At 60.3% G+C, this 18821-nt stretch carries 25 protein-coding genes and 1 pseudogene; 4 read left to right on the plus strand and 22 right to left on the minus strand.

The annotated features are described in order from the left end of the window. Positions 1 to 22 precede the first annotated feature (22 nt). The 4 genes from zwf to QCE79_RS30750 all read right to left on the minus strand — a co-directional run bounded on the left by zwf (position 23) and on the right by QCE79_RS30750 (position 5346). The gene (gene zwf, locus QCE79_RS30735) at positions 23 to 1498 is read right to left on the minus strand and encodes a glucose-6-phosphate dehydrogenase (protein ID WP_244828944.1); all 1476 of its coding nucleotides are present in this window, start codon (positions 1496 to 1498) and stop codon (positions 23 to 25) included. Between the two features lie 178 nt (positions 1499 to 1676). Further along, positions 1677 to 2582 carry a LysR family transcriptional regulator gene (locus QCE79_RS30740; protein WP_250526532.1) on the minus strand — a complete coding sequence of 302 codons (906 nt, stop codon included), beginning with the start codon at positions 2580 to 2582 and terminating at the stop codon, positions 1677 to 1679. 69 nt (positions 2583 to 2651) lie between these two features. Then, the gene (locus QCE79_RS30745) at positions 2652 to 4718 is read right to left on the minus strand and encodes a pyridoxamine 5'-phosphate oxidase family protein (protein WP_309850383.1); all 2067 of its coding nucleotides are present in this window, start codon (positions 4716 to 4718) and stop codon (positions 2652 to 2654) included. Between the two features lie 7 nt (positions 4719 to 4725). Beyond that, complete coding sequence (locus QCE79_RS30750) at positions 4726 to 5346, minus strand: glutathione S-transferase (protein WP_309850387.1); 621 nt, start codon at positions 5344 to 5346, stop codon at positions 4726 to 4728. 395 nt (positions 5347 to 5741) lie between these two features. On the opposite strand from QCE79_RS30750, the gene QCE79_RS30755 reads away from it, so the two are divergent. Next, positions 5742 to 6047 (plus strand): helix-turn-helix domain-containing protein, encoded by a 306-nt coding sequence (locus QCE79_RS30755; protein WP_244828941.1) that lies wholly within the window; start codon positions 5742 to 5744, stop codon positions 6045 to 6047. Positions 6048 to 6049: 2 nt separating this feature from the next. Then, entirely contained in the window at positions 6050 to 7336 is a 1287-nt protein-coding gene (locus QCE79_RS30760; RefSeq protein WP_309850390.1) for a HipA domain-containing protein, read from the plus strand. Between the two features lie 144 nt (positions 7337 to 7480). Here the strand turns inward: QCE79_RS30760 and QCE79_RS30765 are convergent, their stop codons facing one another. The 3 genes from QCE79_RS30765 to QCE79_RS30775 all read right to left on the minus strand — a co-directional run bounded on the left by QCE79_RS30765 (position 7481) and on the right by QCE79_RS30775 (position 8663). Next, entirely contained in the window at positions 7481 to 7846 is a 366-nt protein-coding gene (locus QCE79_RS30765; protein ID WP_244828939.1) for a response regulator, read from the minus strand. A 211-nt stretch (positions 7847 to 8057) separates the two neighbouring features. Next, positions 8058 to 8360: a hypothetical protein gene (locus QCE79_RS30770; RefSeq protein ID WP_404989433.1), complete on the minus strand. Its 303-nt coding sequence runs from the start codon at positions 8358 to 8360 to the stop codon at positions 8058 to 8060. Positions 8361 to 8480: 120 nt separating this feature from the next. After that, the gene (locus QCE79_RS30775; RefSeq protein ID WP_309850393.1) at positions 8481 to 8663 is read right to left on the minus strand and encodes a DUF1289 domain-containing protein; all 183 of its coding nucleotides are present in this window, start codon (positions 8661 to 8663) and stop codon (positions 8481 to 8483) included. 238 nt (positions 8664 to 8901) lie between these two features. Here QCE79_RS30775 and QCE79_RS30780 point away from each other — a divergent pair, with 238 nt between their 5' ends. Then, positions 8902 to 10917 carry an AI-2E family transporter gene (locus QCE79_RS30780; RefSeq protein WP_244828937.1) on the plus strand — a complete coding sequence of 672 codons (2016 nt, stop codon included), beginning with the start codon at positions 8902 to 8904 and terminating at the stop codon, positions 10915 to 10917. A gap of 14 nt (positions 10918 to 10931) precedes the next feature. On the opposite strand, the gene QCE79_RS30785 is transcribed toward QCE79_RS30780, so the two are convergent. The 3 genes and pseudogenes from QCE79_RS30785 to QCE79_RS30795 form a co-directional block, all read right to left on the minus strand. Then, positions 10932 to 11165, minus strand: a complete 234-nt coding sequence (locus QCE79_RS30785) for a hypothetical protein (RefSeq protein WP_244828936.1) — start codon at positions 11163 to 11165, stop codon at positions 10932 to 10934. A gap of 68 nt (positions 11166 to 11233) precedes the next feature. Beyond that, positions 11234 to 11483 (minus strand): annotated as a pseudogene (locus tag QCE79_RS39410) (chemotaxis protein); the annotation flags it as partial. A gap of 66 nt (positions 11484 to 11549) precedes the next feature. Next, positions 11550 to 12341 carry a 3-hydroxybutyrate dehydrogenase gene (locus QCE79_RS30795; protein ID WP_309850399.1) on the minus strand — a complete coding sequence of 264 codons (792 nt, stop codon included), beginning with the start codon at positions 12339 to 12341 and terminating at the stop codon, positions 11550 to 11552. Positions 12342 to 12495: 154 nt separating this feature from the next. Between QCE79_RS30795 and QCE79_RS30800 the strand changes: the two genes are divergently transcribed. Beyond that, positions 12496 to 12873 carry an ester cyclase gene (locus tag QCE79_RS30800; protein WP_309850401.1) on the plus strand — a complete coding sequence of 126 codons (378 nt, stop codon included), beginning with the start codon at positions 12496 to 12498 and terminating at the stop codon, positions 12871 to 12873. Positions 12874 to 12962: 89 nt separating this feature from the next. Here the strand turns inward: QCE79_RS30800 and QCE79_RS30805 are convergent, their stop codons facing one another. From QCE79_RS30805 to QCE79_RS30860, 12 genes are all read right to left on the minus strand, one after another. Next, complete coding sequence (locus QCE79_RS30805; RefSeq protein ID WP_309850404.1) at positions 12963 to 14090, minus strand: tyrosine-type recombinase/integrase; 1128 nt, start codon at positions 14088 to 14090, stop codon at positions 12963 to 12965. Continuing rightward, positions 14071 to 14286, minus strand: a complete 216-nt coding sequence (locus tag QCE79_RS30810) for an excisionase (RefSeq protein WP_244828932.1) — start codon at positions 14284 to 14286, stop codon at positions 14071 to 14073. Before QCE79_RS30810 ends, QCE79_RS30805 begins: the two co-directional genes overlap by 20 nt. Positions 14287 to 14341: 55 nt before the next feature. Continuing rightward, entirely contained in the window at positions 14342 to 14659 is a 318-nt protein-coding gene (locus QCE79_RS30815) for a hypothetical protein (RefSeq protein ID WP_309850409.1), read from the minus strand. A gap of 41 nt (positions 14660 to 14700) precedes the next feature. Beyond that, positions 14701 to 14931 (minus strand): hypothetical protein, encoded by a 231-nt coding sequence (locus QCE79_RS30820; RefSeq protein ID WP_309850412.1) that lies wholly within the window; start codon positions 14929 to 14931, stop codon positions 14701 to 14703. Then, positions 14928 to 15155, minus strand: coding sequence for a hypothetical protein (locus QCE79_RS30825; RefSeq protein ID WP_309850414.1), 228 nt, complete (start codon positions 15153 to 15155; stop codon positions 14928 to 14930). Before QCE79_RS30825 ends, QCE79_RS30820 begins: the two co-directional genes overlap by 4 nt. Further along, complete coding sequence (locus QCE79_RS30830) at positions 15152 to 15613, minus strand: hypothetical protein (protein WP_309850416.1); 462 nt, start codon at positions 15611 to 15613, stop codon at positions 15152 to 15154. Before QCE79_RS30830 ends, QCE79_RS30825 begins: the two co-directional genes overlap by 4 nt. After that, positions 15610 to 16077 (minus strand): hypothetical protein, encoded by a 468-nt coding sequence (locus tag QCE79_RS30835; RefSeq protein WP_309850418.1) that lies wholly within the window; start codon positions 16075 to 16077, stop codon positions 15610 to 15612. The genes QCE79_RS30830 and QCE79_RS30835 overlap by 4 nt, the downstream gene beginning before the upstream one ends. Positions 16078 to 16253: 176 nt before the next feature. After that, positions 16254 to 17060, minus strand: a complete 807-nt coding sequence (locus QCE79_RS30840; RefSeq protein WP_404989434.1) for a DNA cytosine methyltransferase — start codon at positions 17058 to 17060, stop codon at positions 16254 to 16256. Positions 17061 to 17106: 46 nt separating this feature from the next. Continuing rightward, positions 17107 to 17595, minus strand: a complete 489-nt coding sequence (locus QCE79_RS30845; RefSeq protein WP_309850671.1) for a DNA N-6-adenine-methyltransferase — start codon at positions 17593 to 17595, stop codon at positions 17107 to 17109. A gap of 51 nt (positions 17596 to 17646) precedes the next feature. Then, positions 17647 to 18138 carry a hypothetical protein gene (locus QCE79_RS30850; protein ID WP_309850424.1) on the minus strand — a complete coding sequence of 164 codons (492 nt, stop codon included), beginning with the start codon at positions 18136 to 18138 and terminating at the stop codon, positions 17647 to 17649. After that, a complete protein-coding gene (locus tag QCE79_RS30855; RefSeq protein ID WP_309850427.1) occupies positions 18135 to 18497 on the minus strand; it encodes a hypothetical protein in 363 nt (120 codons plus the stop codon). Before QCE79_RS30855 ends, QCE79_RS30850 begins: the two co-directional genes overlap by 4 nt. Next, on the minus strand, positions 18494 to 18817 hold the full coding sequence (locus QCE79_RS30860; protein WP_309850430.1) for a hypothetical protein: 324 nt from the start codon (positions 18815 to 18817) through the stop codon (positions 18494 to 18496). The genes QCE79_RS30855 and QCE79_RS30860 overlap by 4 nt, the downstream gene beginning before the upstream one ends. Positions 18818 to 18821 lie beyond the last annotated feature (4 nt).

Genomic DNA, 18821 nt, shown 5'->3' on the forward strand with positions numbered 1-18821 from the left:
AAGTCAGCGTGAAGTCAACGCATCACGCTTCCTCGGCCCACGCGAGATTCTCGCGCGCCATCAGTGCCGATGAAGCCGCCGGGCCGAACGTTCCCGCCGTATAACCGCGCGGCTTGTCGCCAAGTTCCTTCCAGCCGTTGAGAATGGGCTCGACCCACGCCCAAGCCGCTTCGAGTTCGTCGCGGCGCATGAAGTGCGTGAGACGGCCGCGAATCACGTCGATCAGCAAACGCTCATACGCTTCCGCGCGGCGCTCGGTGAACGCCTGCTGCAGATCGAGGTTCAGATTGACGGGCAGCATTTGCATGCCGCTGCCGGGTTCCTTCGCCATCATCTGCAACTGGATTGATTCTTCCGGCTGCAACGTGATGGTGAGCCGGTTGCCGTAATGACGCGGACCCGCCGGAATGATCGAGAACGGCAAGTCGGCAAAGTCGATGACGATCTCCGAGCGCCGGTTCTGCATGCGCTTGCCGGTGCGCAGGAAGAACGGGACGTTGGCCCAGCGCCAGTTGTTGATATGCGCGCGCAATGCGACGAAGGTCTCGGCGCGGCTTTCGGCGGGCACGTTGTCTTCCTGCAGATAGCCCTTCACCGCTTCGCCGCCGACCGCGCCCGCCGCATACTGACCGCGCACGGTGTCGCGGGCGATATCCGCGACCGACATGGGCCGCAGCGACTTCAGCACCTTGAGCTTTTCGTCGCGCACGGCGTCGGGATCGAGCGAGACGGGAGGTTCCATTGCCACGATGCACAGCAGTTGCAGCAAGTGGTTCTGCACCATGTCGCGCAGCGCGCCGGTGTGGTCGTAAAAGCCCGCGCGGCTGCCCACGCCCACCGTTTCCGACACCGTGATCTGCACGCTCTTGATATAAGGCGCTTGCCACAGCGGACCGAAGATGGCGTTGCCAAAGCGCAGCACCATCAGGTTCTGGACCGTCTCCTTGCCGAGATAATGGTCGATGCGATAAATCTGCTCTTCCTTGAAGCGCTTGCCGACGGCGTTGTTGATCTCGACCGCCGAGGCGAGATCGTGGCCGAGCGGCTTTTCCAGCACGACGCGCGACTGCTCGTCCACGAGACCCGCTGCCGCGAGATTGTCACAGATGGTGGTGAACAGTTCCGGCGAGGTCGAAAGATAGAACACGCGCTGCGCGTTTTCGCGCGATGCTTCGGCGAGACGGCGGAAGTCGTCCGGGTTTTCGACATCCACGCGCACGTAGTCGAACAGCGCGAGGAATTTGTCCCACGACTGCGCATCGAAGCCTTTTTCGTCGATGAACGGGCGCGACTGCTTCTCCATGAAATTCTTCAGATAGTCTTCGCGCGTCCAGTCCTTGCGGCCGATCGCGAGAATGCGCGTGTCGGGCGGCAGATTGCAATGCGAATGAGCCATGTAGAGCGCGGGCAGCAGCTTGCGTGCGGCAAGGTCGCCGCCGCCGCCGAAGATGATCATGTCGAGCGGGCGTTCATTCGAGGAAGATGTTTGATTCGTCATGGTGCGTGAGCCGTTGAAGGTTCAGAAAAGCCGAAGCGCGGCGACCGTGACATCCGGTCGAGAGAGCTATGTTGCATGGTTTGCCGGCATTTTGCACGGGGCGCGCGCTAACGGCCGTTCGATTCGAGCGGACGAGCTTCGAAGCGCGCGTGTCTTGCCCGCCGCGCGCAACCGAAAACTAACGCCAGTTCAGCGATGGATTCGCGCGCAACGCAGGCACGGCGAGATCGAGAAACGCGCGCACCTTCTGTGCGACATGGCGCCCTTCGCGATGCACGAGATGCACCGGCAGCGGCGGCGGTTCGAAATCGGCGAGAAGGGTGACGAGCGCGCCTTCGTTCAGATGCGACGCGATCTGATAAGAAAGCAGCCGCGCAATGCCGAAGCCCGCGAGCGCGGCTTCCATCGCCGAGTCGTTGGTCGTGGTGGAAAGGCGCGGCCGCGCGCGCACGACGATATGCCGCTCGCCCTCGTAAAGACGCCATTCGGGCGGCGTCGAGGAGCCGGTGGACGTGATGATCGTATGGTCATCGAGGTCGGCGGGATGTTGCGGCGTGCCGTGTTCATCGAGATATTCGGGCGACGCGCACAGCACCCGCCGCACGTGACCCACGGGAATCGCCTGCAGCGACGAGTCCGGCAGTTCCGCGATCCGCACCGCCACGTCGATACCTTCGTCGACGAGATTCACCACGCGGTCGACAAACCAGCAACTGGCGTCCGCTTCCCGATAGCGCGAAAGGTAGTCGAGCATCACCGGCATGACATGCAGTCGGCCGAACATGACTGGTGCGGTGATGGCGAGGACGCCACGCGGCGACGAATGAGTGCCGGTCGCGGCGAGGTCGGCGCTGTCGAGTTCGCCGAGAATGCGGCGGCAGTCCTCGAAGTAGCCACGGCCTGCGTCGGTGAGACGCACGACGCGTGTGGTGCGCGTGAGCAGCCGCACGCCAAGCCGTTCTTCGAGTTCCGTGACGACGCGGCTCACCACCGATGGCGACACTTCGAGCTTGCGCGCGGCGGACGCGAAGCCTCCGGTTTCGACCACGGTGACGAAGGTCGACATTGCCTGGAAACGATCCATGTTGGGGCGCACGGCCTGCGGGCTGGGAAGTTGCCGTGCATTCTCGGGCATGCTGGCGCGCCGCGCAATCTAGAGATCGAGTAGCAGCGGCGCGCTTTGTTCCGCGGGAAGCGCGCAGCAGATCAAGGCTTCGTCGTCGCCGACATGAAACGCGGGCTCGCTTGCATAGGTCACCGCGCCTTCCCTGATGCGCGTCCTGCACGTGCCGCACGTTCCGCGGCGACAGTTGAACTCCGCGTCGACGCCGTTTGCTTCGGCCAGATCGAGCAACGAGCCGCTTTCGGGCGACCATTGCACGCGCTTGTCCGACTTGAGGAAACTCACCGATACGGCTTGCGTGGCCGCTGGCGGCATCGGCTTCGTCTCGATACCGCGATCGGCCGTGCGTCGCAGCGATGCGGGACCGAAGGCTTCGGCATGGACGCGCGTGTCGGCCACGTTGAGCGCGCGCAAGTCATCGTAGAGCGATTGCATGAACGCGCCCGGTCCGCACAGATAGAAGTCGTAGTCGTTGAACGGCAGAAAGCTCGTCAACAAGTCGATATCGATCCGCCCCGAGACCTCGTAATCTTCCTTGAAGGTCGCGCCTTGCGGGTCGCTCAGCACGCGAATCACGCGCACCGCGCCGCCCGCGCTTTGCACGAGTGCATCGATCTCGGCGGCGAACGCGCGATTGGCGAGCGTTCGCGCCGATACGATCAGCCACGTCGGGCGGATGCGGCGCTTGCGCAGGCCTTCGTAGACGACGTGCCGCAGCATCGCGATCATCGGCGTTATGCCGACGCCCGCCGCGATCAGCACGGCCGGGCGTCGCTCCAGCGCGTCGATGGTGAAGTTGCCCGCCGGCGCGCGCGCCTCGACGACATCGCCCACTTTCAATGTGTCGTGCAGATGCGCGGACACGCGTCCTTCGCGCTTCACGCTGATGCGATACATCCCGTCCGATGGCGCCACCGACAGCGTGTACGTGCGGATCAGCGGCTTCGCTTCGCCGGGAAGATGCGCGCGAATCGGCAAATGCTGGCCGGCCGCGTGCGCCACGATGCCCGCGCCATCCGCCGGTTGCAGATGGAAAGAGCGGATGACATCGCTTTCATCGACGATGCGGCTCACCCTGAACGGCCGCCACGCGTTGGCGAGCGCGGCCGCCTTCATGCGTTCGGATGCCTCCGCCCAGTCGCCCGTCATCAGCGCATTGGGCGAAAAGCCTTCGCGGCGCAGCGCCCAGCGCAAGGGCAGCGCATTCTCGCGCAGCACGACACGACGCGGCGTGAAGCGCCACAGCCTTTCCGCGCCTTGAAACGCGGCGATTTCGGGTGAATCGGTGAGCACTTCGGCGTCGCCCGTAAGTTGCAGCAGCGTGCCGCTTTCGAAGTCCGTGAAGAGCAGACCGGCGCGTCCGTTCACAAGAATATTGCCGAGCGTGTTGAAGAAGAGGTTGCCCGCGAAGTCGGGAATGGTGAGCACGCCATCGTCGGAGATGCGCACGAAACCCGCCTTGCCGCCGCGATGCGACACATCCACTTGACGATGCCCGTCTTCGCGGTCGAAATACGATGCCACGAAGAAGGTGTCGGCGCGTTCGATCATCGCCCTTGTGCGTGGCGAGGGCGGATCTTCTTCGACCGGCTTCGAGCTCGAAGGCTCGGAAGGCTCGCGCACGAATGCGAAATCGCGCAGTTGAATGTATTGCGGGCAATTGCCGAAGCTCTGCTCGACGGCCACTTCGAACGCGCGGTCGCCATGGCGATGTATTACGCCGTTCATGCGATTACGCCGCCGCGTATGCAGTTCGATGCCGAGCATGCCGACCGATGCGCCATCGTTCATGCCGGCATCGGCGGGATCGTTCTTGTCGCGCGGATGCCTGACGGCGAGAGTCGTCGCGTCAGGCGTTTGCAGAAAACCGGGTCGGCCCGCGAGGAGCGTGGCCCAGGCGTCGCCGTTTCGATCGACCGCGCCCGTGACGATGAACGGCAGCTGCGCGAAGAATTGCCGATGCTGCTCCGGCATGAAGCTGCGCACCACGCGCCGCCCTTGTTCCTGCATGCGCTCGTAGACGCCCGCGGTTTTCTGCAGCGTGATTTCGCCGCGATGCCACGGCGCGTCCATCGTGACGGGACTGGAGAAGGACATGATCGTCTCAGGCCCGCAGCCCGGCCGCCGTCTTTTGGAACTCGATGAATCCGGGCAGCGCTTCCACGCGCGCCAGCCACGCGTTCACATGGCAATAACCGGACAAATCGACGTTGCCTTCGGGCGCGCTGGAGATGTAGCTGTAGAGCGCGACATCCGCGATGGTCGGATGCGAGCTGCCGATATCGGCGATCCAGTCGCGCGACTGCAATTCTTCGTCGATGACTTCGAGCGAAGCGTGCGCCCGGCCGATGACTTCTTCGGTATCGAACTTCCGGCCGAACACGGTGACGAGACGCGCCGCGCATGCGCCGTAGGCGATCTGGCCTGCGGCAACGGAGAGCCAGCGTTGCACCTGGGCCGCTTCGAGGGGCGTTTCGGGGAGCCAGCGGGCATCGCCGCTTTTCTTCGCGAGGTAGACGAGGATGGCGTTCGAATCGGCGATGACGTGATCGCCGTCGGTAAGCACCGGGATTTGGCCGAAGCGATTCAGGCGCAGGAATTCAGGCGACTTGTGCGCGTTGGCGGCGAGGTCGACGTCTTCTTCTTCGTGATCGAGGGCAGGAAGGTGCAAGAAAAGCCGCGCCCGGTGGGAGTGGCCGGAGAGGGGATGGTGATAGAGCTTCATGGCGGGCTTCAGTCCTTATGTTGGGTTCTTGACAGTCTTCTAACGCGGAGGCGCGTTTTGCTGACCTTTACGGAGGGTCTCTCCGTGTACGAACCAAGTATGGGGATTTGCCCTGCTGAGTTGAATACCAGATAGATTCAAATCACTGTTCTTGTTTGGAGAACGGTGAGGTATTTTAGAGGCTGGGATTCACGCTTGTGCAAGCTGTTTCCTATTTGCAAAATCGTGCGACTTATATCGGAAATGCATGCATCGCCGTAACCTGCGTTCCCGAGCGGGTACGAGATGCGATTTTTATAAGTTGTTGAGGGCCTTCGTTCCCGAGCGGATACCAAGGCAGCCTGTTTGAGGCCAGCGTGGCATAATGTTCCCGAGCGGGAACGAGAGGGCCAGCCATGACTGAACAACGCAACCAAATAACGGATGTTGTCGCATTAGGTGCGCTAGTGCGGGCCGTACGCATCGCGCAAGGTTTCAAGCGCGACGAGTTGGCAACGGCGACTGGCCTATCGCCCAAATTCATCACTCAAATTGAGTTGGGGAAGGAAACGGCTCAGGTCGGGAAGGTGCTTCAGTTGCTGAGTGAACTCGGCATGCATCTCTACCTGGAAACGCCCGGCACGACATTTACAAAAGAAAGCCTCGAATCCGCATTGAAGCGACGCCGGTCGCGCCGAAACACTCCACCTGAGGCAACCTGATCGTGACGTCTCGAACTTTGATTGCTTATGCCAACGGGCGACGCGTTGGTACGCTAATCGATGAAAACGGTGTCTGGAGCTTTGGCTATGATCCTCACTGGGTCGCAGCGAAGGATGCCTTTCCTCTATCGCCGGCTTTACCTTTAAGCAGCGACTGCGTCGTCGATGGCTCGTCAAAGCGCCCTGTGCAATGGTTCTTCGACAACCTGCTTCCAGAAGAAGCCATGCGCGAGGCGCTCGCAAAGGAAGCGTCGATGGATGCCAGCGACGCATGGGGATTACTCGCTTATTACGGTCGCGAAACCGCCGGTGCGCTTTCGCTAATGGCCGAGGGTGAAACCGAGCCTAGAGCTGACCGGGCCCCGCTGGCGCTGGAAGAACTCGAGAGGCGCATTCAGGCAATGCCGACACACGCGCTGACTGCGACTTCGCCGAAGCGAATGTCGGCGGCAGGTGCTCAGCAAAAGCTGCTCATCATTCTGACGGGGGAGCACCCTAAACATGAGTTGTTCGAGCCAGTGGGCGCCGAGCCTTCCATGCATCTACTCAAGCCGGATATGCGGATGGCCGGCTATCCTCATTCGGCCATCAACGAGTTCTTTTGCGCGCGGCTGGCGCGCCAGTTGAGCTTGCCCATACCCAATACCCATTTTCTGCGCGTGCCTTCGGCGTGTTACGTCATCGACCGCTTTGATCGTGACGTCGCGAGCGCACCAATGTCGCGAATTCACACGCTCGATGCGACCCAACTGCTTAACAAGGATAAAGCGTTCAAATACAACAACGCCAGCGCCAAAGCGCTTGGAGAATGTGTGTCCCTGCTCGGAACGAAAGCATTGGCCCGACTCGCGCTTTTTAGATGGACTGTGTTCAACGTCCTCGTGGGCAATGCGGATGCACATCTGAAGAACGTTTCGTTTTTCTCGCGTTCTTCCGGCTACGCACTTGCACCCTTCTATGATCTCGTCAGTACAGTCGTCTATAACACGCCCTCGCACCATGAACACGGCGAGCGCTGGCCTCATGTGGAGCTCTCCATGCCCATCGGCAACGCAAGGCGCTTTGCCGAGATATCGCGTGCAAATGTGCTGGCGTTTGCTGAGGAACTCGGAATGCGTGCGTCGGGCGCGGAGAAGGACTTGGAAAAGATGCTCGCTGAACTGCCCGGCGCCATTGGACGAACGCGCGCAGAGGTCAACATTGTTGCTCAGCCTAGCGCCGGTGAAATTCGGCTCCTGGACAGCATCCAACATATGCCGCTGAGCGAAATGAGCCGAGCCCTAAGCTAGTAACGAGCGCCTAAAGCGCAAGTCGATCTATGCCGCTGCACGACCGATAGCAACGTCTTCGCGACTATGCCGGAACTGTCGGATAGATGTTCGTTTATGGCGAGTGCGCGTTCTGTTCAGCATCGCGCCGCCGCGCCTACGCTATCAATCCAGCCCCGCTGCAGCCTGCCACTCCTCCAGCGCTCGTTCGAGACCACTAAACGTCACCGGCTTATGCATATAGCCATCGAACGACGGAAAGTCGTTGTCGCCCAATTCCGTGCGCCCTGTCATCGCGATCATGTATGCATCGTGAGAAGCGCCTTCGGCCCGCAAGCCCTCACACATTTCACGGCCGTCGCCATCGGGTAGCTCGACATCCGCGAGGATCACATCGAAGGTATGTGCATGCGCAAGTTCGCGTGCGACGCCGCAATCGTGAGCAAGCTGAACCTGATGCCCCAGTTTGCCGATCAGCGAAGCAATGCCTGCCGCGAAATCGCGATCGTCGTCCAACACCAGAATTTGCATAAGTCGCCCCGTTCGCGCGTTGGTTGAGTTGCTAGCTTCCTATGCAAGGACAGTGCCATCAGCACGCGATAAACACAGCGCCTTGCGCCGTGTGGCCGAGCCAACGAAGCGAACGGTCGTATCAGCTGCGATTTGGAATAGTTACCGGGCAAGCGCGCTCATTGTTGACGAGACTGCTACGCGCACCAGGCGCCGCGGGCCACGCGCAACCTTAATTCTGGGGCGGCACATTCGCCTTGTTCCCCGCCAGCGGCGACCCATACCCGCCACTATTCGCGTTGTTAGGCAGTCCATTGACTAGTTGCGCTCGCGGATCGCTCGGATTCAAATTCAACTCTCCCGCCTGCGCATTCCCGTGCGTCGGGTACTGGCTTCCAAGCGGCGCATCCGGCATGAGCTTGGGGTTGTTCTGAGGCGCGCTCATATCCGTTTCCGCACTCGGCGGATGCAACTGCGCAAACGCGCTCGACGCCGCGACCAACAAGCCCGTAAAAACACAAAGGCGAACGTTCATGACAAAACTCCCGAGGTGGCGGCGCGAAGCGGTCCGCATTGCTTGAGTTTAGACCCGCGCCGTGCCACAAACGCTGATCTCCCTACCGTCGACCAGTCCAGCGTTTGTCTCAAGCGCGCGCTATTTCTTGTGTTTCTTGAGTTTGGCTTTGCGCTGGCCGCGCTCATCGATTATCCGCACGCGATGCTTGTCCTTCATCTTCTTCCATTCCTTGCATTCTTCCTTCGTGCGCAGGCAACCAATGCAGAAGCCCGTCTTTTCATCGAACTTGCAGATGCTGATGCAGGGCGAATCGACTCCCATGATTTATCCGTGAAAGTGCCGCATGGGCGTGACAGTGGGCCAACAATTTCGCACGCTGCGTGCCCGCGTCGCCAACTGATTGTTTCGATGATCCTCATAGCGCCGCCAAGCGGTGCCCCGCAAACCCTCACCTTTGACCCGAATTGCGGCATGACGCTTGCTTCATGCGGACAAATGCGTGACACGTCCGTTGCGCCGATGACGCTTTTCCCTCCTCACGAGCGAGCGAATAATTCAAATGCCTCCCGCACCCGGCTCGCGCCGTCCACCCGCCAAAATACTGCCGCCCGACGCGCCTGGCCTGCGCGCGCTGGCGTCGCTGGTGACTGGTGTCATCGTCATATGCGCTTTGTACTTCGGGCGCGCGGTACTTATTCCGATCATCCTCGCGATTCTGCTGAGCTTTCTGCTCGCGCCTTTCGTCGATATGTTGCGGCGCATTCGCTTCGGGCAAGTGCCATCGGTGATCGTCGCGGTGTTGCTGGCGTTGTCGGTGCTGACGGCTGTCGGCGCGCTGATCGGCGCGCAGGTCGCGCAACTTGCGGGCGATCTGCCGAAGTATCAGGTTGCGGTAGAACGCAAGATCGACTCCGTGCAGCGCCTGACAGTCGGTCGCGCCGACGAATTTCTCGGGCGCGCATCGCGTGCGCTCAAACGCATTTCGCCCGCGCGCGAGCAGGAGCAGCGCACCGCCGAAAACAATCCCGCCGCCTCGCCGATCGATCAGCCGATGCCGGTGGAAGTGCACGAACCATCGCCGTCGCCGCTGGAACTGGCGCAGCGCTTTCTCTCGCCGGTCATCAGTCCGCTTGAAACGACGGGCATCGTGCTGGTGGTCGCCGTGTTCATCCTGTTGCAGCGTGAAGATCTGCGCGACCGGCTGATACGCCTATTCGGCTCGCGCGATCTGCATCGGGCAACCACCGCGATGGACGAAGCCGCGCGCCGCCTTTCGCGCTATTTTCTGGCGCAGCTCGGCATCAACGTGAGCGTGGGCATCATCATTTCGATTGGGCTCGCGGTTATCGGCGTGCCGGGCGCATTGCTGTTCGGCGTGATGACGGCGCTTCTGCGCTTCGTGCCGTATGTCGGGACGTGGATCGCCGCGCTCGTCGCGGTGGTGTTCGCGGCGGCGGTTGGCCCCGGCTGGACCATGCTGATCTGGACCATCGTATTGTTCGGCGTGACCGACATCGTGGCGGGACAGATCGTCGAGCCGCTCCTGTATGGTCACAGCACCGGGCTTTCGCCGTTCGCGGTGATCGTCGCGGCAATCTTCTGGAGCTGGATCTGGGGGCCAATAGGTCTCGTGCTGTCGACGCCGCTCACGCTGTGCCTCGTGATTCTCGGGCGCCATGTGGATCGCCTCGAATTTCTCGATGTGCTGTTTGGCGACCGGCCTGCGCTCACCCCTGCGGAAAATTTTTATCAGCGCCTGCTTGCCAACGATCCCGACGAAGCGCTGGCGCAAGCGGAATCGCTGCTGACGGAACGCTCGCTGATCGCTTACTACGACGAAGTCGCGCTCGAGGGCTTGCGGCTCGCGCATAACGACGTGCTGCGCGGCGTGGTGACGGTGGATCAGTTGCGGCGCATCAACGAGTCGGCGCTCGACATCATCGAAGGGCTGGAGGAAACCGACGATACCGCCGTGCTGCCGCCGCCTCATCGCGAAGATCCGCCCGCGAGTCTGGAGTCGCCGGACGAAGCGGTGCCGCTCGCCTACGAAGCGCCGCCGCCGCATTTCGATGCGCAAGCGGAAGGTCACACGGCGTCGGTGTTGTGCATTGCAGGGCGCAGCGAACTGGACGATCTGGCCGCGACAATCGCGGTGCAACTCTTTAGGAAGCACGGGCTGGGCGCCGATCTGGCGGGCTACGAACGCTTCTCGCGCGGACGCTTCGGCGAAGTGAACCTGCACGGCGTGTCGATCATCTGCGTGGTCTCGTTCGATGCCGCCGAGTCGCCGCCATATCTGCGCAATCTCTTGCGCCGCCTGCATCAGCGTGCGCCGGCAGCCGAGCTGATCGTGGGACTCGTGTTCCCCGAAAGTCCGCTGCAGGGCGAAGCGCTGGTGCGCACGAGTTCGGCGGCGGTGTCGTTCAAGGAACTGGTCGAGGCATGCGTGGCGGCGGCGCGCCGTCAATCGACCGATGGCGTCTCATGGACCGGACTCGATCCCTCGGATGGCGAAGCCGCGCTCGAAGGACCGTCCGCGCCCGAAGAGGACGCGCCGGCGTTGCGCAACGGCTGAAGCCTGCCGCCGCCTTAGCGGTTGCCGTCGAACAAGTCGTTGAGCATGGTGTCGAATGCGGCTTGCGCCTCTTCGAGCTCTTGCAGGGCGGCGTCGAAGGCCGTCAGCGCGAGTTGCGTCGGGCGGCCGTCGCCTTCGGGCGCGAACTGCTTCTGCAAGGCAAGAAAGGCGGATTGAACCTGGCGCGTCGCGTTGACGATGCGTTCCATCGCGCGCGCTTCTTCTTGCCGGTTGGCTTCTGCGGTCATGTGGGGCACTCCTTGTTGACAATGCCCGATATTATCAAGCGCGGAAGCCTTCGCGGTCCAACTCCGACTCAAGCCGTCGCTTTTGGGCCGGCGACCGTGAACAATCTTACCGCTTCCTCCAGCACCACCGCCCGCTTCGCCGGGCGCTTGGCCGTCACCGCCGCCTGTTCGACCAGCGCCGCGTTCTGCTGGGTCGAATCGTCGAGATGCGAGACTGCCTGATTCACTTGCGCGATCCATCCGCCTGCTCGCTGCTGGCTTTCGCCACTTCCATGATGATCGTCATACGCGGTTCACTGCTTCGTCGATAGCACGCATTGGCGCGTCGTGCGCGTGACGAGGCATGCGTTTCGTGCCGATATCGGCGCCGCTTCGCCGGGCGCTTTATTGCGCGCTCCAGCCGCCGTCGATCTTCAACTCCGAACCGCGCATTTCGCTCGCGGCGTCGGAGCAGAGGAACACGGCGAGATCGCCGATCTGCTCCGTCGTCACGAATTGCGCCGACGGCTGCTTCTCGCCGAGCAACTTCGCGCGGGCGTCGTCAGGCGAGAGCGATTCGCGTGCGGCGAGATCGTCGATCTGCTTCTGCACGAGCGGCGTATGCACGAAGCCGGGGCAGATGGCGTTGACCGTCACGCCGCTGCGCGCGTTTTCGAGCGCGGCGACCTTCGTGAGTCCGAGGATGCCGTGCTTGGCCGCCACATAAGCGGACTTGCCGACCGACCCGACGAGTCCGTGCACCGAAGCGATGTTGATGACGCGTCCCCAGCCGCGCTCGCGCATGCCGGGCAGCGCGACGCGCATGGTGTGAAACGCCGAGCTGAGATTGATGGCGATGATCGCGTCCCAGCGTTCCACCGGGAACTGGTCGATGGTCGCGACATGCTGGATGCCCGCGTTGTTCACGAGAATATCGACCGCGCCGAAGGTTTCGTTGGCGAAGGCTAGCATGGCTTCGATTTCGGCGGGCTTGGTCATATCGGCGTCGTGATGCACCGCTTTCACGCCGATGGCTTCGATCTGCGCGAGGGCGCCGTTCACATCGCCGAAGCCGTTGAGCACGAGATTCGCGCCGGCTTGCGCAAGCGCCGTGGCAATGCCTAAGCCGATGCCGCTCGTCGAGCCGGTGACGAGCGCGGTCTTGCCGCCGAGCGATTTCGATGCGAGTTGAGTCATGGACGGGTTTCTCGATGAGTTTGAAGGGAGATGCGCGTTCGGCTGACTTTACAAAACGTCGCTAAGTTTGCCTAGTGCGTAAAACACCGCGCATCGAAACACGGCCGCAAGGAGCCGATGTTATCTTTGCCAGCAACCCCAAGGAGCCCGACCCATGCTCTCACTCATTTACCGCGACTACATTGCCTGCCTGAACGACAAGGACTGGACGAAGCTCGGGCAGTTCGTTCACGACGAGGTGTCGTATAACGACGTGCCAGGCACGCTGGCGGGCTATATCGGCATGCTGGAGCGAGATTACGAGCAGATTCCCGATCTGCATTTCAATATCGAACTGCTCATTGAGGATGCGCAGACGGTGGCGGCGCGCCTGCTGTTCGATTGCTCGCCGAAAGGGACGTTCCTCGGCGTGCCCGTGAACGGCCGGCGCGTGTGCTTTCGCGAGAACGTGTTTTATCGGTTTCGCGATGAGCGTATCGAGCGGGTGTGGTCGGTCATCGATAAGGCGGCGATTGAAGCGCAAGTCTTGTGAATGATTACATGCCATGTAATCGTTGCGGCCCGCTAAGCCTTTGCTGGCGGCCCACCGTCTAGAATCGTCTACTATCCGTCTATTTGTATTTATATGGCAATTTTCAATTCAGTCCATTCCGCGCCGCGCACGTCGCGGTACAAAGACGTCATTTCCGCCGACTTGTGACCGAGGAGCGCCTGAGCGAATTTCGCATCGTACTGCTCGGTATAGAGACGTGCCGCAAGACTCCGAATCTCGTGGAACGAGGCCGGTGTGCGACCATCCTCCCACGTTAAACCCGGTGTCGAGTTGCGGGTGTCTGCAAATGCTCGTGTGAGTTTTTCAGCTGTTACGCGGGCGCTTCTTCTCTGGCCGCCGCGCGTCTCGGTGTAATGCAGCATGTACGCGGATACGGCGTCGTCTCTGCACCGCTTCACCACGTCGTCAAGCGACAGTTTGATCGCCCCTAGTCGAAGCGACAGCGGAATGCGCAGCCGCACAGATCCTCGTCCCTTGGTCTGAACGACCGCTAAGAATCCATCTTTCGCCTCGGCAAACTGCATCTTCGAGACATCCTCCCGGCGCTGCGCAGTGATGAGTGCCAACTCCATGCTTCGCGCGATCCACGGATCAGGCGACTTCTGCGCTTGCTTATAGATGGCGAGGAAGTTCTCCAGGGTGAGCCGCGATCTCACGACTTCAATGTCGGGCCGCCGCGTGACGGAAACAGGATTCTTCCCTCCATCGATCAAGCCTTTCGTCTCAGCCTCGCGAAACATGTCGTGCATGGTCTTGCGTATCAGAGCGGCCATAGGCGCGCCGCGTGCCGTGGTAGCGGTCAGGATAAAGTCGGCGACCTCGCTTGTTTTCACTTCTCTCAGAAGCCTATCGACGAACGGCGCGGTGCAAACGGCTCGGATGCCGGCGCGAACAGTCTTCATCGTGCTCGGTGTCGGATTGCGAGTCTCCGCATAGATCACAGCGTACTCTGCCGACCAGGCGCGCAGCGTCCTGTCATCCGGTGCAGTCATGCGCTGCACGATCGATCGATGGCCTCGACTCTGTTCGAGCTCTGCGTTGGCGGCGCGCGCTTCGCCAAACGCCTTCGCCTGATCGCGGCCAATACCGTAATCCTTCTTGGTGTCAGGATTGCGCCAGTAGAAATAGCCCGTGCTGTTCTGATACAGGTTCGCGGGCCAGTGCCGGCGCTTTGCTTCACGACGCCTTGCGGCCATTCCCAAATCTCCGTTGCATCTCGCCTGCGTCGTCGTAATAAACGGCGGTCGGTTCGACAAAATACTTGGCGCCGCATTTGATGGGCTGCGGCACGATACGGCCATTTTTACGCCAGTTGCGCAGCGTGTTCCGATGCGGCTTCTCTTTTCCGAACAGCAGTTCTGCCCACTGCTCAAGGGAGACTAGCTTCGCCATTTCTCGACTCCGAGATACGCGCGCGCCACGCGCATGAATTCTTCGATGTTGCGGATCATTCCATGCTGCTGTCCTTCATCGTGTAAAGCCGCACCATTTCTTCTTCGGTAGCGACGTGCGATCCGTCTGGACCAGCGCGGTTGTCCGCGAGCAGGTCGGCTTTCGTCGGGCCGTACAAACCGCCGCTGCAGCCATACTGGCGAACGCGCGCCATGCGCGAGTCGTGCAAGGCCATGTCGAGATCTATACCGTCCCTCTGCAAGTCGGCACGAAGCGAGTCGATGAGATCCGGCTCGTCCATCAGTTCGGTCTGCGGTTTGTCTTCGCTCCAGATGCAATACTTGCCGCCGAACTCTGCGATATATCCGCGCATCACTGCCTCCAAATATTCATGTTTCCGCATCGGTCGCTCATCTACTTCTCCTTCGTGTCGATGCGATTCAAAAGCTTAACCAAAGAGTCGTGCAGATAATCTATTCTGCGATCAACCCCACGGCTAGCATTCATTGCCATTTCGCGTTCGTAGGAGCCTTTTGGCAACATGTCTGCAATTGCGGAAAAAGCGAATCCAAGGTCAACAAGTTCTTTAAGTGCTTGTTCTTTGCTGAACCAACATGTTGCTGGGTCTGTGTATCTATCGCTCACGTCTTCTCCTTCGTGTCGGTGGATGCGCTCTCGTCTTCCGGAATGTCTGAAACGTCAGATAGCTCGAACGTTCCAAGGTCTTCAACGCTGAATTCTTCGAATACAAAAACACCGCCGCCTTGTTGAACTTCTGTGCGCGCATCATCCTCGTTGTCCGCGTCTACGTAATAAACTTGATAGCCGCTAACGGAAGTCACATCGACGGTAAATGTGTATCTCTTCACGATTTCTCCCCTTCCTCAGATGCGCGGTTAGCTGCGATGGCGGCGTCGATGCGCTTGCAAAGAATGTGATAAGCGGCGGTATCGTTGCTAACTAAATCCCGCGCTTCTTTCAACGCTTCAATCCTTGCTTGCCGTAATGCATCATCAGCGGATGCGATGGGGTGGGCGACAATAATTCGGGCTTCCCTCATCGTAAGACCGCACGAAGAGCACGCAATCTCGTTATCATCCGCCTCTTGCTTGTCGCTCGTTTCGAATGGTCCACACGGATCGTTGCAGTTCTCAGGATCACCGCAGCAATGCGGAACGTCCGTTGTGAATGGCGCGCTATACGGAGCCTCTTGCTTGTCGCTCGTCTCGGCAAGGATGGACTCGATATGCGGAATGTATTTGCGCATATCAGCGATTTGGAAAGCCGCTATTGCCATTCGCAACGCATATTTCTGCTCTTTAGTCATTTCAAATCCTTGTCGGGAGATGTGACAAGTGCACGTCGGTTTGCTCGAACGAATGCTTCCTGTACGGCGCTGTCGTTGAGAACGACCCGCGCATATCCGACGACCTTGTCGTTCACTTCCTTTACGCTGTACGCGCCGATAAGACCGCACATGTTCGCCAGTTCGAACAGGTGTTCGTAGCTGATGCCGTCAGGCGATTTCGTTTCCGCTTTCGGGACATATACAAGCATGTGATCCCACGCGCGCGGATCGACGTTCTTAGCCTCGCTGCCGAGCCGGTCTACTAAATCCATCATGGCATCGCTAATCGGCTGTGCCGCCTCTTGCTTGTCGCTCATATCTTCAAGTGCAGTCCCAAGCCGGACGCACATTTCTTCGGTCAGCATCAGATACTTAGTGCCGCGCTGAACAACGCATTCTGCTTCTTCTGCTATTGCTCGCCACAAGGTAAGTGCATTTGTCATTTCAAATCCTTAGCTAAAGAAGTGAGCGCAAGCCCACGTCACTAATGCAATAAAGATCACGCCAAGCGCTCCGACTATCACGCCCGCATCAAAATCCAATACAACCGTCATTTATTCATCTCCGCAATGATTGCGCGTGCTCTGCGTCTTCGTGCTCATCTTGTTCTCCTTAGGTGTCATCGGGCGAGCAGGGTGAATGCTGCTGCAGCCACTCGCGGTACTTGTCCATTGCCAAGGGCTGTAAGTCGGTCCACCCGATGGGCCACCCCATTAGCCATTCGACCCACTGCGGGTTCAACGGGCCATTCAACTCTTCCGGCGTCACCATCGTTCGGAGCTTCTCTCTCGATCGCGAGCCGCCCCATTTGCACAGCGCTGCGCCTCCCGTCCTGGTCATCGCCGTCGGCGTAGGCCAAAGCTTCACCGCGAGGCTTAGAGGCATTCCACCTTGCGCATAGCGCTTTTGCCGCGATCCGGTATCGCTCGCCACGGGCGTAGGCCACAATCCAGATGCGCTCTCGAAGATGTGGTGCGCCGACATCGGCCGCAGATATGACACCCCACTCAGCATCGAACCCCATCTCGGCCAAGTCTCCGAGAACTCGTCCAAGTCCGCGAGAAGTGAGCATTGGACTGTTTTCCACGAGCACGACGCCTGGCTGTACTTCGCAAACGATCCGCGCCATTTCGACCCAAAGTCCGCTTCGGGCTCCGTCGAGCCCGGCTCCATTTCCGGCGATGCTGATGTCTTGGCACGGAAAGCCGCCAGATATGACCTCAACAATTCCGCGCCATGCTGTTCCGTCAAAAGTCGTGACGTCAGACCAAATCGGGAAAGGCCGGAGTACTCCATCGTTTTGCCGTTGTGCCAAAACCTGTGCGGCGTAGGCATCACGTTCAACTGCGCAGACGGTTCGCCATCCAAGCAGATGGCCGCCGAGTATTCCTCCACCAGCGCCCGCGAAAAGAGCCAGCTCATTCATTACTTCCTCGTTCGAATCTCACGTTCTTCTCCTTTATGGGCGCGTATCAAGCCGCGTTTCGCGGAACAGCGACAACTACGCCGAGACCGCTCTTCAGCAACTCCGCATGATTTCGCTGACCATAGGCCACCAAACAGATCGGCGCGCCGCTGTTGAAGCTCGCCCGAGTTCCGTCTACGCGGTGAAAGTGCGGCCGCCCCTTGATGAACAGCACCGCGTCAGCGCGCGACCAGACGCTTTCGTAAAACATCGCCGTCTCGGTCCGCGCTGGAATCAGCGCGATACCATTCCCGTGATCTGCCATCTTCTTCATCCAGCGTGTAGCCTCGCGTCCGAACGGCGGGTTCATCCAGACGCGGCCGAACCATTCCTTGCCCAAGCCGTCGTCGGCCACAGTAAAGTGGCGCCGTGCGGTATCCCACGGTCGATTCAACGGCGAGCACGGATCAAGATCGAACGCGCCAAGCTTCGCCATGATTTCGGGTGGCGTTAGCCACTCGTCAGAAATCATGACCGGTGATTGATGCGACGACATACTCACGTTCTTCTCCTTGATGGGCGCGGGTGCGATACGCGCCCGGTGGTCTTATGCTTTCTCTCCGGTTGCCTGGATATGGCTTTCGACCCATTGGCGCATGCGATGCCAGCGCTGCTCTTCGGCGCGCTGTATAGGCACGCGTACCGATTTGATTCGCTGATCCCAGCGCCGCAAAGGACCGCACACTTCGACGTCTACCCAATCCCACGGATAGAGACCTTCGTCGTTCTCGAAGACGATCTCAGCGGCGAGGGCGGGCGCGATATTGAATGCCTCCGCGACAGACTGGCGGTCATATGGATCGAGCTTCGACATGTCGATGCCGCGCGCGGCGCCGAGCACGCCGATCGTGCAGAACTCGCCATCTGCCGTCTGAAGTTCGTCGGCGATGAGCCGCTTTTCCGGCATGGCGTCGAGCGCTGCCGCGAGCTCGCGCAGAAATGCTTGACCGCGTTCGCCTCTGATTGCCGAGTTCACTGCGCCACGCCAACGAATGAGCGCCCAGCCGTCGCAATCGTCGCTGTATCCGCTTCTGCTCACAGTGCCTCTCCGGTTGCTTTGGCAATAACAGCGCGCGCTGCTTCGCCGATCGTCCGCATTGGGATGCTATCGCCAACAAGGGCGTTCATATCGAGAAATGGCGCAGCCTTGATATGGCCGGAGTCGATGCCACGAAGCACCAGTTCGGCGAATTCAAGAAGGTCAGGCGCAGCGGCGACGAGAGCGACATTCGCGCGCGTTTCTTCCACTTCCCAATCGGGCGCCCCTTCATAGATCGGCTTCAGGACGTTGGCGATCTTGAACCGCGTGCCGGCGATGCTGCCGCGAATGCGCACATACGGCTTATCGGCTTCATCGGGCAGCAGCATCCATGGGCCGCGAGTGTGTTTCGTGCTCACGCTTTCTTCTCCTCGAACATGTCGATGGTCTTCGTGTCGCGCTCAGCCTCGGCATCCGCCTGCAGGTTTCCGAGGATCATCGAAAGCCGCGTGCGACCATCGCCGCCGTAGGGCAGGCAATCACCGTCCCAACCGATCGACGAAAGCTGCGATTCGCTTTTGATCTCGCGGCCGAATCCATAGTCGTAGTCGGTATGGCTCACGTCGCCGAGCGATTCGCGCGCGGTTTCCTCAGCGACCTGCATGGCGTGCGTCGAATCAGTCGCCATTACGACGGTCACGATGCTGATCTCGACGGAGTAGGGCTTAAGCGTGCTCACGGCG

It is taken from the genome of Caballeronia sp. LZ003 (assembly GCF_031451465.1).
GTDB lineage: Bacteria > Pseudomonadota > Gammaproteobacteria > Burkholderiales > Burkholderiaceae > Caballeronia.

Coding starts and splice junctions, on each gene's coding strand:
- zwf (WP_244828944.1), bottom strand. CDS start 1,498: ATGACGAATCAAACATCTTCCTCGAATGAACGCCCGCTCGACATGATC.
- QCE79_RS30740 (WP_250526532.1), bottom strand. CDS start 2,582: ATGGATCGTTTCCAGGCAATGTCGACCTTCGTCACCGTGGTCGAAACC.
- QCE79_RS30745 (WP_309850383.1), bottom strand. CDS start 4,718: ATGTCCTTCTCCAGTCCCGTCACGATGGACGCGCCGTGGCATCGCGGC.
- QCE79_RS30750 (WP_309850387.1), bottom strand. CDS start 5,346: ATGAAGCTCTATCACCATCCCCTCTCCGGCCACTCCCACCGGGCGCGG.
- QCE79_RS30755 (WP_244828941.1), top strand. CDS start 5,742: ATGACTGAACAACGCAACCAAATAACGGATGTTGTCGCATTAGGTGCG.
- QCE79_RS30765 (WP_244828939.1), bottom strand. CDS start 7,846: ATGCAAATTCTGGTGTTGGACGACGATCGCGATTTCGCGGCAGGCATT.
- QCE79_RS30770 (WP_404989433.1), bottom strand. CDS start 8,360: ATGAACGTTCGCCTTTGTGTTTTTACGGGCTTGTTGGTCGCGGCGTCG.
- QCE79_RS30775 (WP_309850393.1), bottom strand. CDS start 8,663: ATGGGAGTCGATTCGCCCTGCATCAGCATCTGCAAGTTCGATGAAAAG.
- QCE79_RS30780 (WP_244828937.1), top strand. CDS start 8,902: ATGCCTCCCGCACCCGGCTCGCGCCGTCCACCCGCCAAAATACTGCCG.
- QCE79_RS30785 (WP_244828936.1), bottom strand. CDS start 11,165: ATGACCGCAGAAGCCAACCGGCAAGAAGAAGCGCGCGCGATGGAACGC.
- QCE79_RS30795 (WP_309850399.1), bottom strand. CDS start 12,341: ATGACTCAACTCGCATCGAAATCGCTCGGCGGCAAGACCGCGCTCGTC.
- QCE79_RS30800 (WP_309850401.1), top strand. CDS start 12,496: ATGCTCTCACTCATTTACCGCGACTACATTGCCTGCCTGAACGACAAG.
- QCE79_RS30805 (WP_309850404.1), bottom strand. CDS start 14,090: ATGGCCGCAAGGCGTCGTGAAGCAAAGCGCCGGCACTGGCCCGCGAAC.
- QCE79_RS30810 (WP_244828932.1), bottom strand. CDS start 14,286: ATGGCGAAGCTAGTCTCCCTTGAGCAGTGGGCAGAACTGCTGTTCGGA.
- QCE79_RS30815 (WP_309850409.1), bottom strand. CDS start 14,659: ATGCGCGGATATATCGCAGAGTTCGGCGGCAAGTATTGCATCTGGAGC.
- QCE79_RS30830 (WP_309850416.1), bottom strand. CDS start 15,613: ATGACTAAAGAGCAGAAATATGCGTTGCGAATGGCAATAGCGGCTTTC.
- QCE79_RS30835 (WP_309850418.1), bottom strand. CDS start 16,077: ATGACAAATGCACTTACCTTGTGGCGAGCAATAGCAGAAGAAGCAGAA.
- QCE79_RS30840 (WP_404989434.1), bottom strand. CDS start 17,060: ATGAATGAGCTGGCTCTTTTCGCGGGCGCTGGTGGAGGAATACTCGGC.
- QCE79_RS30845 (WP_309850671.1), bottom strand. CDS start 17,595: ATGTCGTCGCATCAATCACCGGTCATGATTTCTGACGAGTGGCTAACG.